At 59.5% G+C, this 12,369-nt stretch carries 15 protein-coding genes; 9 read left to right on the top strand and 6 right to left on the bottom strand.

Features of this window, described 5'->3' with window-relative positions; all coding sequences use genetic code 11:
- Positions 1 to 144: 144 nt before the first annotated feature.
- Positions 145 to 1,407 carry a transcription termination factor Rho gene (rho, locus tag NLK58_RS15500; protein ID WP_117619349.1) on the bottom strand — a complete coding sequence of 421 codons (1,263 nt, stop codon included), beginning with the start codon at positions 1,405 to 1,407 and terminating at the stop codon, positions 145 to 147.
- A gap of 386 nt (positions 1,408 to 1,793) precedes the next feature.
- On the opposite strand from rho, the gene moaB reads away from it, so the two are divergent.
- The 4 genes from moaB to NLK58_RS15480 are packed head-to-tail and all read left to right on the top strand — an operon-like array spanning position 1,794 to position 4,326.
- Positions 1,794 to 2,366: a molybdenum cofactor biosynthesis protein B gene (moaB, locus tag NLK58_RS15495; protein WP_117619348.1), complete on the top strand. Its 573-nt coding sequence runs from the start codon at positions 1,794 to 1,796 to the stop codon at positions 2,364 to 2,366.
- A 34-nt stretch (positions 2,367 to 2,400) separates the two neighbouring features.
- On the top strand, positions 2,401 to 3,615 hold the full coding sequence (gene glp / locus NLK58_RS15490) for a gephyrin-like molybdotransferase Glp (RefSeq protein ID WP_117619347.1): 1,215 nt from the start codon (positions 2,401 to 2,403) through the stop codon (positions 3,613 to 3,615).
- 2 nt (positions 3,616 to 3,617) lie between these two features.
- Positions 3,618 to 3,878: a MoaD/ThiS family protein gene (locus NLK58_RS15485; RefSeq protein WP_117619346.1), complete on the top strand. Its 261-nt coding sequence runs from the start codon at positions 3,618 to 3,620 to the stop codon at positions 3,876 to 3,878.
- Position 3,879: 1 nt separating this feature from the next.
- Entirely contained in the window at positions 3,880 to 4,326 is a 447-nt protein-coding gene (locus NLK58_RS15480) for a molybdenum cofactor biosynthesis protein MoaE (RefSeq protein ID WP_341581246.1), read from the top strand.
- 63 nt (positions 4,327 to 4,389) lie between these two features.
- Here the strand turns inward: NLK58_RS15480 and trxA are convergent, their stop codons facing one another.
- Entirely contained in the window at positions 4,390 to 4,716 is a 327-nt protein-coding gene (trxA, locus tag NLK58_RS15475) for a thioredoxin TrxA (protein WP_008169901.1), read from the bottom strand.
- A gap of 306 nt (positions 4,717 to 5,022) precedes the next feature.
- Here trxA and ppx point away from each other — a divergent pair, with 306 nt between their 5' ends.
- Complete coding sequence (gene ppx / locus NLK58_RS15470) at positions 5,023 to 6,549, top strand: exopolyphosphatase (protein ID WP_117619344.1); 1,527 nt, start codon at positions 5,023 to 5,025, stop codon at positions 6,547 to 6,549.
- A gap of 6 nt (positions 6,550 to 6,555) precedes the next feature.
- Here the strand turns inward: ppx and NLK58_RS15465 are convergent, their stop codons facing one another.
- Positions 6,556 to 8,499, bottom strand: a complete 1,944-nt coding sequence (locus NLK58_RS15465) for an ATP-binding cassette domain-containing protein (RefSeq protein WP_117619343.1) — start codon at positions 8,497 to 8,499, stop codon at positions 6,556 to 6,558.
- Positions 8,500 to 8,545: 46 nt separating this feature from the next.
- On the opposite strand from NLK58_RS15465, the gene NLK58_RS15460 reads away from it, so the two are divergent.
- The 3 genes from NLK58_RS15460 (at position 8,546) to NLK58_RS15450 (ending at position 10,329) form a co-directional block, all read left to right on the top strand.
- On the top strand, positions 8,546 to 9,103 hold the full coding sequence (locus NLK58_RS15460) for a DUF2390 domain-containing protein (protein WP_117619342.1): 558 nt from the start codon (positions 8,546 to 8,548) through the stop codon (positions 9,101 to 9,103).
- The gene (locus tag NLK58_RS15455; protein ID WP_117619341.1) at positions 9,100 to 9,486 is read left to right on the top strand and encodes a DUF4124 domain-containing protein; all 387 of its coding nucleotides are present in this window, start codon (positions 9,100 to 9,102) and stop codon (positions 9,484 to 9,486) included. Before NLK58_RS15460 ends, NLK58_RS15455 begins: the two co-directional genes overlap by 4 nt.
- Positions 9,487 to 9,612: 126 nt before the next feature.
- Positions 9,613 to 10,329, top strand: coding sequence for an FKBP-type peptidyl-prolyl cis-trans isomerase (locus NLK58_RS15450; RefSeq protein WP_117619340.1), 717 nt, complete (start codon positions 9,613 to 9,615; stop codon positions 10,327 to 10,329).
- 98 nt (positions 10,330 to 10,427) lie between these two features.
- Here NLK58_RS15450 and rsd read toward each other — a convergent pair whose 3' ends face one another.
- Positions 10,428 to 10,907 carry a sigma D regulator gene (rsd, locus tag NLK58_RS15445; protein WP_117619339.1) on the bottom strand — a complete coding sequence of 160 codons (480 nt, stop codon included), beginning with the start codon at positions 10,905 to 10,907 and terminating at the stop codon, positions 10,428 to 10,430.
- A 102-nt stretch (positions 10,908 to 11,009) separates the two neighbouring features.
- Positions 11,010 to 11,516, bottom strand: a complete 507-nt coding sequence (locus NLK58_RS15440) for a disulfide bond formation protein B (RefSeq protein ID WP_205422217.1) — start codon at positions 11,514 to 11,516, stop codon at positions 11,010 to 11,012.
- Between the two features lie 122 nt (positions 11,517 to 11,638).
- Here NLK58_RS15440 and fliL point away from each other — a divergent pair, with 122 nt between their 5' ends.
- A complete protein-coding gene (fliL, locus tag NLK58_RS15435) occupies positions 11,639 to 12,088 on the top strand; it encodes a flagellar basal body-associated protein FliL (RefSeq protein WP_117619337.1) in 450 nt (149 codons plus the stop codon).
- Positions 12,089 to 12,114: 26 nt separating this feature from the next.
- Here the strand turns inward: fliL and rmf are convergent, their stop codons facing one another.
- Positions 12,115 to 12,330, bottom strand: a complete 216-nt coding sequence (rmf, locus tag NLK58_RS15430; RefSeq protein ID WP_117619336.1) for a ribosome modulation factor — start codon at positions 12,328 to 12,330, stop codon at positions 12,115 to 12,117.
- Positions 12,331 to 12,369 lie beyond the last annotated feature (39 nt).

Genomic DNA, 12,369 nt, shown 5'->3' with positions numbered 1-12,369 from the left:
TGAGCCTCCCCGGACCGTGCATTGCCAAGGACGGCAATGCCGAGCCCCCGGGGATGGGTTCACGGCGTGCCCGGGGAGGCTCATCCCGGCTCTGCCCGCCCCACAGCCAGAGGCGCTCTTATTAAAAGGGCATCAGACCAGAAATCAACGACGCTTCATCGACTGGAAGAATTCGTCGTTGGTCTTGGTATCCCGCAGCTTGTCCAGCAGGAACTCCAGCGCCGCTGTGTCGTCATCCATGGAGTGCAGCAGTTTGCGCAGGATCCACACACGCTGGATATCCGCCTCGGACATCAGAAGATCTTCACGGCGGGTACCGGACCGGCGGATGTTGATGGCCGGGTAGACACGCTTCTCGGCGATCTTGCGGTCCAGGTGAATTTCCATGTTACCGGTGCCCTTGAACTCCTCGTAAATCACCTCGTCCATCTTGGAACCGGTATCCACCAGTGCCGTCGCCAGGATGGTCAGGCTTCCGCCCTCTTCCACGTTACGGGCCGCACCGAAGAAACGCTTCGGTTTTTCCAGGGCGTGGGCGTCGACACCACCGGTCAGTACCTTGCCGGAGGACGGAATCACCGTGTTGTAGGCGCGAGCCAGACGGGTGATGGAATCCAGCAGGATAACCACATCTTTCTTGTGCTCGACCAGGCGCTTGGCCTTCTCGATCACCATCTCAGCCACCTGAACGTGACGGGCCGGGGGCTCGTCGAAGGTGGAGGCGATGACTTCGCCGCGCACGGTGCGCTGCATCTCGGTCACTTCCTCAGGCCGCTCGTCAATCAGCAGTACCATCACATGGCACTCGGGATTGTTTCGGGTGATGGACTGGGCAATGCTCTGCATCAGCAGCGTTTTACCCGCTTTGGGCGGGGAAACAATCAGGCCGCGCTGTCCCTTGCCGATGGGCGCCACCAGGTCCAGAACGCGGGAGGAGAGGTCCTCTGTGCTGCCATTGCCTGCTTCGAGCCTGAGGCGTTCGTCGGGAAACAGCGGCGTGAGGTTCTCGAACAGGATCTTATTACGGGCGTTATCCGGCTTGTCGAAATTGATCTCGCTGACTTTCAACAGGGCGAAATAGCGCTCGCCGTCTTTCGGCGGGCGGATCTTGCCGGCAACCGTGTCGCCAGTCCGCAGGTTGAACCGGCGAATCTGGCTAGGGGAGACGTAGATGTCGTCAGGTCCTGCCAGATAGGAGGCATCAGCAGAACGGAGGAAACCGAAACCGTCCTGCAGAATTTCCAGTACGCCGTCACCGTAGATGTCTTCGCCGCTCTTGGCATGCTTCTTCAGGATTGTGAAGATCACATCCTGTTTGCGCGAACGGGCCAGGTTATCGAGGCCCATCTCTTGCGCAATATCGAGCAATTCGGGCATGGAATTCTGCTTGAGTTCAGTAAGATTCATAGTTTATTGGATTTTCAGGAATGGAAGTAAACGAATATTGGAATGACAGGGGTGCCACTGAACGTATTGATCAAATAAACGCTGAACTGATGCTGGCCAGATGGAGCAACCGGTGTAGATGGAGTCCGGGATTAAGGTACTGAAGCCAGAGAGTGGGAACAACCGTTCGCCGGGCAAGGAGGATCATCGGCTACCTGACTGGCGAATGTCAAGTGCACTGCATAATTTAACGCCAATTTCACGCTAAACTGGCCTTAATGGCGGCTGGCCGCCTCCCCCTGATGGGTTACTCCCTTCCATTAAGAGCCTGTGATGACGATACTGGAAGAGCCTGTGATGACGATACTGGCGTATATAATTTTTCAGCGATTTGCGGAGCCCCGTCCATGAGCAGTGAACCCAGTACCGAACTGAAACCCCTGAACATCGCCATACTGACTGTTTCCGATACCCGCGGGCCTGACGAAGACACCTCCGGCCAGTTTCTGGAGGACAGCGTCGTTGACGCGGGGCACCGCCTGGTCGCCCGTCGCATCCTGCCCGATGACGTCTACCTGGTGCGGGCGTTAATGTCCGGCTGGGTCGCCGATCCCGAAGTGCATGTGGTGATCATTACCGGTGGTACCGGCTTCAACGAGCGTGACAGTACCCCGGAAGCAGTCGGCCCCCTGCTGGATAAAACCGTTGAAGGTTTCGGCGAGGAGTTCCGGCGCCTGTCCGCCTCTGAAATCGGCTCTTCGACCATCCAGTCCCGTGCATTCGGAGGTATGGCAAACCATACGGTGATTTTCTGCCTGCCCGGTTCTACCAGTGCCTGTCGTACCGGCTGGAACGGTATTCTCAGCAGCCAGCTGGACAGCCGCCACACGCCGTGCAACTTCTCGGCCCTGGTCTTGCGCAAACCCGAAAAGCCGATGCAGCGGCTTGATGAAGTCATTGGACAGCGCGCCGAGCGCTGAGGGCAACAGTAATCCGGATCGGAGTTCAGAACTGATGGCTAACCCAAACCTCATGTCACTGGAAGACGCCCTGTCTCACCTGCTATCGGAAGCGCCCGTGGTCACCCGGGTCGAAACCGTGGGGCTCGCCGACTCCCTGGGCCGGGTGCTGGCCGAGAACCATTATGTCCCGGCCGACGTGCCGCCGGCGGACAACAGTGCGGTGGACGGATACGCCCTGCGCAAACAGGATCTTCACCAGGATCAGGCGATACCGGTCTCGGCCCGGATTCCCGCCGGTGAAGCGCCGAACGCTCTGGCGCCAGGCACCGCCGCGCGCATTTTCACCGGCTCGGAGATCCCCGAAGGCGCAGACTCGGTGGTGATGCAGGAGCGAGTGGAGGTGACCGACGCGGGCATCCTTGTCCAGGCAGAGGTGACCGAGGGGCAGAACATTCGTCGCCGGGGCCAGGATCTGACCAGGGGCGACCTTGCCCTTGTGAAGGGCACGCAGGTGCGCCCGCACGAAATGGGTCTGCTGGCGTCCATGGGTGTGGCCCGGGTCGCCGTTCTGGCACGGCTGAAGGTCGCCATCCTCTCCACCGGCGACGAGCTGGTGGATCCCGGAACGCCCCTGGCCCCGGGGCAGATCTACAACAGCAATCGCTTCACCCTGATCGGCCTGCTCACCCAGGCCGGCTGCGAGGTGGCGCTGTGCGAGACGCTGCGGGACAAACGTGAGGCGACCCGGGAAACACTGCTCCGCGCGGCGGAGTCGTCGGATCTGATCATCACCAGCGGCGGTGTTTCCGTGGGTGAAGAGGACCACGTGCGTGCGGTGTTGGAGGAATCCGGCAGTCTGTCGCTCTGGCGCATGGCCATCAAACCCGGAAAGCCTGTGGCCTTTGGCGCCATCGGCGGCACACCGGTGCTGGGATTGCCCGGTAACCCGGGGTCTGTGCTGGTCACTTTTCTGGTGGTGGGCATGCCCTATATCCGAAAATGCCAGGGGCGGAACCATGAAGATCCCGCCGGAGAGCGGATACCGGCAGACTTTTCCGTAGCTTCGACGTCGCTGCGGAGGGAGTTTGTCAGGGCACGGAAAGAACCCCGGGGATCGGAGCTTGTGGTTACCGCCTTTCCCAACCAGAGTTCCGGTATCCTGAGCTCTGCCTGCTGGGCAAATGGTTTGGCGGTGATTCCGGAGAACACCACGGTCAGCCCCGGCGACCTGCTAACCTATTATTCGTTTGCGGAATTGTTGAGCTAACCATGAGTGATAACACGATTACGGTGCGTTTCTTTGCCCGTCTGCGAGAAGAGCTGGATACGGAACAGCTGGTCATCGAGGCCAGGCCGGGGCTTACCGCCGGCGATGTGCTGGCGGACCTGGCAAGCCAGGGCGGGCCCTGGGGCCAGCTACAGGGAGACCAGCCAGTGATGATTGCGGTCAATCAGGCCATGGCGAAGCCCGGCTCTGCAGTGGAGGCCGGCGATGAGCTGGCATTCTTCCCCCCGGTAACCGGAGGTTGAGATGATTTCGATTCAGCCCGGAGATTTTGATGCTGCCGCCGAATATGCCGCGTTACGGGCCAGTGGTGCCGGGACCGGCGCCATTGCCACGTTTACCGGTCTGGTCCGGGACAGCGGCGATTTGCAGGGGGTCACGGGACTTTACCTGGAGCACTATCCGGGGATGACGCAGCAGGTGATTCAGGAGCTGGTTGATGAGGCCTCAAAACGCTGGGATGTGCGCAAGGCCCGGGTGATTCATCGGGTGGGGCGGCTGGCGCTGCAGGATCAGATTGTGTTTGTGGGGGTGTGCAGTGCCCATCGGGGAGATGCGTTTGCGGCCTGCGAGTTCATTATGGACGCCTTGAAGACCTCGGCACCGTTCTGGAAGAAGGAGATCACCTCAGGCGGTGAGCACTGGGTGGAACAGAAGGATTCGGATCTGGAGCGGTCTCAGGGCTGGGAGTGAATGGCAATAGAAAACCGCCCGTGAACCTGTGCTCAGGGGCGGTTTTTAGCGGCCTGGCTGCAATCAGAGATTGCTGTCCAGAAAGGCCGCCAGTTGGGATTTGGAGAGTGCGCCGACTTTGGTGGCGTCCACGTTGCCGTTCTTGAACAGCATCAGGGTCGGGATACCACGGATGTTGAACTTCGGCGGGGTCTGCTCGTTTTCGTCAATGTTAAGCTTGCAGACCTTCAGTTTGCCGTCGTATTCGTCGGCAATCTCTTCAAGCACCGGCGCGATCATCTTGCACGGGCCGCACCATTCCGCCCAGTAGTCCACCAGCACGGGGACGTCGGACTGCAGTACATCCTGCTCAAAAGACGCGTCAGTTACATTTACGATATTTCCGCTCATTACATTTTCCTGATTCATGCACGACTGCTAATCGCCGGTACGGGGTTTCGAAAAAGGATCCGGTACCGTCACAGGTGCTGTTGACTGTCGCTGAAGGCTGCCGTGGCTTGCAAGGCAACCCTTCACCCTCATCACGGTATGTCATACTTTACGCGATTGATCAGCCGGATGTGAAGCAGTAGATCCACCTCTATCAATCGATCCGGGGCTGACCCCGGTCAAATGCCGCGTCTGCCGGTTACTGACAGGCCTGAGGGATTTCGCTTATAGTACCCCGCAAGTTCATACCAAAAGGATTTCGACCACGTGACGGCCGCCTCCACCGCCGAAAACGCTGCCTCCTCGCCAGGGGTGCTTGCAGCCATCGACATGGGCTCGAACAGCTTCCACATGGTGGTTGCCCGACTCGTGCACGGGGAAATCCGGACCCTCGAGAAGATGGGGGAAAAAGTCCAGCTAGGCGCAGGTCTGGATCAGTACAACCGGCTGACTGAAGAGACCCAGGAGCGCGCCCTGAGCTGCCTGGGCCGGTTTGCTCAGCGCCTTCAGGGGATGCCACCGGAGGCTGTACAGATTGTCGGCACCAACGCCCTCAGAGTGGCTCGTAACGCCCATCAGTTCATGGCCCGCGCGGAGGAGGTTCTCGGCTATCCGGTGGAGATCATTGCCGGGCGCGAGGAAGCGCGCCTGATTTATCTGGGCGTCTCCCATACCCTTTCTGACGATATCGGGCGCCGGCTGGTGATCGATATCGGTGGCGGCAGTACCGAGTTCATTATCGGCCAGCGTTTTGAGCCCCAGGAGCTGGAAAGCCTGCACATGGGCTGTGTTTCCTTCCGGAACCGGTACTTCCCGGACGGAAAGATTACCCGGCGGCAGATGGACAAGGCAGTGACCCACGCCGAACAGGAACTGCTGAATATCCGCCAGCATTACCGCTCCGTGGGGTGGCAGAGTGCCGTCGGTTCATCCGGCTCGATCAAAGCGATTGCCAGTGTCTTGTCATCCCTGAAGATTACCGATGGCACCATTACCCTCCCCGCCATGCAGGAGCTGCGCAAGCGCCTGGTGGGTATGGGTAAAACGGAAAAGCTGGCTGATCTGGGTGTGCGCTCGGACCGTCAGAGTATTTTCCCTGCCGGCTTTGCCATTCTGATGGGAGCGTTCCAGTCCCTCGGTATCACTGAAATGTCGTTTGCCGACGGCGCCCTTCGGGAAGGCCTGCTCTACGACATCGTCGGGCGGATCCGGCACGAGGATGTGCGGGAGCGGACAATTTCCGCCCTGCAGGAGCGTTATCATGTTGATCCGGAGCACGGTGCGGCAGTCGAAGCGACCGCCGTTGCAGCCTGGGAACAGGTGGCGGATGCCTGGGGGCTGCATACCGCGGTCGACGAAGAAGTGCTGCGCTGGGCCTGCCGTCTGCATGAAATCGGCCTGACCATTTCCCACAGCCAGTATCATAAACACGGAGCCTACCTGCTGCGGTACTCGGACCTTCCCGGCTTCAGCCAGCAATTCCAGCGGGACCTCGCCACGCTGGTTCGCGGGCACCGGCGCAAGTTCTCCCCGGCCATCTTCGAGGGGCTGGACCCGGATGATACCATCCGGCTTCGCTATCTCTGCGTCCTGGTGCGTCTGGCCGTCCTGCTTCAGCACCCCCGCAACATGGAGCCACCGCCGGAGTTCACCCTGAATGCCCGCAAGGACAAGCTGGTACTGACGTTTCCATCCGGCTGGCTGGATGATCGGCCGCTGACCCTGGCCGATCTCGATAACGAACGTGATTACCTCGCCAGACAGGATTTCACCCTGGAGTTGAACGGAGGCTGAGGGCAGTCAATCCGCCAGCTCCGCCTCCAGCGATTCCACAGCTTCACTGACTTCCAGCCACTGCGCCTCAACCTCTTCGAGGCGGCTTTTTGAAATGGCCTGCTCGCCGAGCAACTCTTTCATCCGGACCTTATGGCTTTCTTCATACAGCCCCGGGTCCGCGAGCTCTTCCTCCAGCACCGACAGTCTCCGGTGCAACTGCTCCATTTCCTTTTCCAGGGAGGTCTGCTGCTTGCGATAGGGGCTGAGCTTTTGCCGGAGGGCTGCCTCCGCGCGCTTGCGGGCCTTTCGGTCATCGGCGCTTTCGCCGGTTCCAACCGCGGGTTCCACCGGGTCTTGCTGGCCAGTCTGCAATCGCTTTGGTGCTTCGGTTTCGTCCTTGCGACGGTCTGCCAGCCAGCGCTCGTAGTCTTCAAGGTCACCCTGATACTCAACAACCCGGCCATCGTTCACCAGCCAGAATTCGTCCACGGTGTTTCTCAGCAAGTGCCGGTCGTGGGAAACCACCACAATGGCACCCTCAAAGTTTTGCAGGGCCATGGTCAGGGCCTGGCGCATTTCCAGATCCAGGTGGTTGGTCGGCTCGTCCAGAAGGAGCAGGTTCGGTTTCTGCCAGGCGATCACCGCCAGTGCCACCCTGGCCTTTTCGCCACCGGAGAACGAACGGACAGGGCTCAGGGCCTCATCACCATGAAAATCAAAGCCGCCGAGGAAGTTCCGGATACCCTGTTCCGAGGCCTTTGGTGCCAGCCGCTGCAGATGCAGGAACGGGCTGGCATCCAGGTCCAGGGATTCCAGCTGATGCTGGGCAAAATAGCCAATGGCCAGATGCTCGCCACAGGTACGTTCTCCGGACAACAGGGTGCCTTCGCCCCTCAGCGTATCCATCAGGGTGGATTTACCCGCACCGTTGGGGCCCAGCAGACCAATCCGGCTGCCGGGTAACAGGGTCAGGTTAATACCGTCGAGGATTGTGGTATTGCCGTGTCCGGCCCTGCCATTGCGTATCGACAACAGGGGGTTGGAGACCTTTTCAGCCACCGGAAATTCAAAGCTGAAGGGCGAATCAATATGGGCCGGTGCAATGCGCTCCATACGTTCCAGGGCCTTCACCCGGCTCTGGGCCTGACGGGCCTTGGTAGCCTGCGCCTTGAAGCGGTCGATGAAGCGCTGAATCTCGGCAATCCTGGCCTGCTGGCGCTCGAACCCAGCCTGCTGCTGGGCCAGACGTTCGCTGCGCTGGCCTTCAAAGGCAGAGTAATTACCCGTATAAAGCTCCAGCTTCCGGCGGTCGAAATGCACCACATGGGTGGCGACCCGATCCATGAAATCACGGTCGTGGGAAATGAACAGCAAGGTACCCTGATACCGGCGCAGCCAGTTTTCCAGCCACAGACAGGCATCCAGATCCAGATGGTTGGTGGGTTCATCGAGCAGCAGCAGGTCTGACGGTCGCATCAGGGCCTGGGCCAGGTTCAGGCGGATCCGCCAGCCACCGGAAAACGCCGATACCGGCCGGTCCGCGTCCTCGTCCGAGAAACCCAGCCCCCTTATCAGCGCCTCGGCGCGACGGGCCGCGGACCAGGCCTCGTGCACGTCCAGCTCACCGTGTATGCGGGCAATGGCATGGTCATCACCGGCGGCTTCAGCCTGAGCCAGCTCCCGCTCCAGGCGGCGCAGATCGAGATCGCCATCAAGAACAAAATCCCGGGCGCTGCGCCCTGAGGCTTCGACTTCCTGGGCCATGTGGGCAATGCGGCAGCCCCCGGGCAGCGAAACCGCGCCCTGTTCCGGTGACAACTGGCCCAGCAACAGCTGGAAAAGGCTGGATTTGCCGGCACCGTTGGCGCCGACGATGGCCACTCGCTGGCCGGGCTGGACCGTGAGGCTGACGGATTCTAGCAACCAGACGCCGCCCCGTTGTAAACTGAGATCGGTTATCGTTAACATGTTTTCATTTTATCAACGTAAAGTGTTCAGGGAAGGCACAGCGCCTATGTCGCTCCGCTCGGCAACCATCCCGGATTTATCGACACCGCCGTTGGAATTGCCGGCAGATCTGGAACCGGAGAATCCACTCTGGTGTTTTGCACTGGCGTTCTGGAAGCTTCCGGACGTTCAGGACAGCTGCCTGGCGCTTCAGAACCAGGGCTGGAGCGTGACGCGGATTCTGACTGCAGCCTGGCTCGCACTGTCTGACAGGGCCTTCGCCGGGGTCGAGGACGCTACGGTAACAGAGTGGCGCGACCGTGTAACCGGTGCGCTGCGTAGCGCGAGAAAATCCCTGCCGGGCATGGCCGGCAGGTATCACCAGCTTCGCACCGGCATCGCCGGCCTGGAACTCGAAGCCGAACAGATAGAGCTGGCCCTGGCCTGGCGGACGCTAATGACCAACAACCCGGAACAATCTGACATGCAAGGACTCGATACGCTGATCAGAACCAACCTTGCCGCGGCTGCACCGGCATCGCGAATCGATGACCGTGCCGGGCCCCTGCTGAATGCACTGGGCACAGCCCTGGCCAACTTCCCAAAGGGAGACCACCAGCCATGATAATGAAATGGCTCATAAGGCTCTCGTTTCCCGCCCTCGGGTTACTGTTGTTGCTGATTATCTTCGGACTCAACGATCCGGAGCAGGTATCCGAACCGGTTGCAGACGAGGAACAGCCGGAAATCCCGGCCTTTGAAGGCCTGGTACCGTCCCCGATTCCAACCGAGGGTCCGGAAATTGTGTTCAAATGGAAGGACACGGACGGCAGTTGGCATTATGCAGACCAGCCCCCGAAACAGGGGCCCTGGTACACGCTGGCCATCGAGCGGCGGGACAAGGCTTCGCCACTCAACCGCACTCCGGAATCGGAGCCCGACTGGCAGTCCCCCTACACCGCGCCATTTTCTCTGGGCCCTTCAGCAGCCGACAACAACGACAGTTGATCTGACCCGTCCGGATTCTTAACACATGTTCAGTGGCATCTCGCGCCGGAACCCGTTACCTTCTCCGTTCTGACAAACACAACACGGGGCTCAGCCCCATGCACAGACGTTATAAAGGATGAAGCAATGAAAAAGACGCTCCTCGCACTGGCAGTGACCGGCCTCGTCGCTGGCTGCTCAACACCACCCGAGGCTCCGGAACAACCCAAACTGGAGTCAACCGACCAGAAGGTCAGCTATGGCATGGGTCTGGTTCTCGGTGAGCGCATGAGCAACGATCTGCCGAATCTGCAGATGGACCAGTTCCTTCAGGGCATTCAGCATGGCCAGGCCGGCGATGAAGAAGCCAGGCGCATGAGCCGTGAGGAAATCCAGCAGGCCCTGATGGCCTATCAGCAGCAGCTTCAGGAAGAGCAGACCAAGCAGACGGAAGAGCTGGCCAGCAAGAATCTTGAGGCTGGCAAGGCTTTCCTGGCGGAGAATGCCGAACGCGACGGTGTAAAGACCACTGAATCCGGCCTGCAATACGAAGTGCTGGAGAAAGGCGACGGCGAAAAGCCTGCGGAAACCGATACCGTCCAGGTACACTACACTGGCGAACTCCTGTCCGGCGAAGTCTTTGACAGCTCCCGCGAGCGTGGCGAGCCAGTAACCTTTGCCCTGAACCAGGTTATCCCGGGCTGGACCGAAGGTCTGCAGCTGATGAGCGAGGGCGCCCGCTACAAGCTCTATATTCCATCTGACCTGGCCTACGGCCCGGGCGGCAACCGTGCCATCGGCCCGAACGAGACCCTGGTATTCGATGTCGAGCTTCTGGACGTCAATCCGGAATCCGGAGAGTAAAGTACCGATCAGATCAGGCCGCAGTTTGTGAAATTGCGGCCATAAAAAAGCCCCGGTCGGCAACACCGAACCGGGGCTTTTTTTATATCAGACATTTCTCAGGCAGGCGCTACTTTACCCGCATGGGCATTGTGAAGGTGCTCAATCAGGAAATCTTCCATCTCGAACCGGGTCTCGAGGGTTTCGCCGAGCTTCGACAGTTCGCCAAACAGCGCTTTCACGTCCTCCTCAGACAGCTCCCTGTCGTCCAGGCGGTCATTGAAGTTAAGGGCGACCTCTGTCGTCTGCTCAATCCGGGGATAAACCTTCGCAGCCAGTTCCAGGCCACCATCGTTAAATTCACGGGCCTCGCTGACCAGTTGCTCATAGATTTCGAAATGGCCCGTGGAGACATAATCCACAAGCACTTCGCACAGGCGCACGAATTTCTCTCTCAGCGCTTCTGTCTGTGAAAAGTCGCTCTCTCCGGACAGATCACAGTAATGAACCAACAGCTCCTGACGTTCCTTGAGCCAGCGATCAATCAGTTCGCTGACGCCACCCCAACGCTCCCTGGCATTTCGGCAATTTTCCAACATGACGCCTGTTCTCCGCTTGGTATTCCGGCACTTCTGTTTCGGTTTTGATGTTTCTCAGGTTTCGGTCAAGTTACCCCATGCCAGCGGTCCCCCGCAACCGTTTCAGCTCCGAATCCACTCCCCGGACTTTCGCCGGCGAAACACCAGAATCAGCCCGATAATCACCAGCAGTGAAAAGAACACCGCTGTCCAGCCGGGAATACTCAGCCCCAGGAACCGCCACACTACCTGGGCGCAATCCCCGGTGCCTCTCAGGGCGGTGGAGAGCACCTCAAACCAGGGCAGCACCTCCAGCATATAGTCGACCGAAGGGCCACAGGCGGGCACCTGATCCGCCGGCAGGCTCTGCAGCCACAACTGCCGGCTGGCCACGCCAAGCCCGGCACCGGCGGTCAGTACCAGCAGGAAGCCATAAATACGAACCCCGAATCCGGTAGGCCCCTGCAGCAGGGCCAGAAAGCTGACCAGGCCAGCCCCCATGAATCCGAAACGCTGCAGCCAGCATAGCGGGCAGGGCTCAAGCCCCATCACATGTTCCATATAAAACGCGACGCCCAGAAGTGCGGCACACACAAGGAAAATAAGCCCGAAAACCCATCTGCTGGTCAAAAGAACACCTCGATTCGTGAATTGAAACTGCAACCTCGCACCGGGCCTGCTATTCTCGGTGCTACCGGCGATATCGCCTCCGACTCGTCACTAAACCCTAAACCACGATCAACTTCAAGCCTATGACACACCAGCCAAAACCTGTTCTCACTATGATCTTCCTGCTGCTTTCACTGGTCTCCCTGCCGGCGGTTTCCCAAGATGAGGAAACCTCAGAAGAGGAGGTAGTGCAGGAAGACAGTGGCTTCACCGACTACATCAGCATGGATCCGGCGTTTGTCACCCACGTGGGCGCTGCAGACAACAAGCCGACCTATCTGAAGGCAGCGGTCAGTCTCCGGGCCCGGAGCGCGAGCACCCGGCCGGCTCTGGAGGCTCACATGCCGCGATTGCGACATGAGCTGGTGATGCTTTTTGGCGAGCAAACGGATATCGAACGCCTGACTTCCATGGAAGGTCAGCAGGCGCTCCGTGAGGAAGCAAAACAACGGATAAATGCCGTACTGGAAGAGCAACAGACCGGCGAAAGCATCGCCGGCGTACTGTTTACGGAATTCGTCGTGCAGAAATAGTGCGAGACGCGGCCAGAGGCGAGGACTCAGGCGATTTGTGAAAACAGGTCGTCGCCTTTGTCCCGGTTTTCACAGGCAACCAGATCGGCATCATCCCATCCGGCCTCCCAGGCCGCGATGACGACATCGCCCCGGTAGGGGCAGCGTGTCTTGTCCATATTCATCGTGGCCGCCATGTAACCCTGGCGGTAAGCCTTGTTCAGAGCTTCCACATCCCAGCCAAGTTTGATATCCCTTGCCATGCCGACTCCTCCGATCCTGATGTTACAAAAATTAACAGG

Origin of the sequence: Marinobacter metalliresistant, assembly GCF_038098645.1 — a bacterium.
Classification (GTDB): Bacteria; Pseudomonadota; Gammaproteobacteria; order Pseudomonadales; family Oleiphilaceae; genus Marinobacter; species Marinobacter metalliresistant.
Note: the sequence above shows the minus strand (reverse complement) of the source record. Positions and strands in the feature narration are given on the sequence as shown.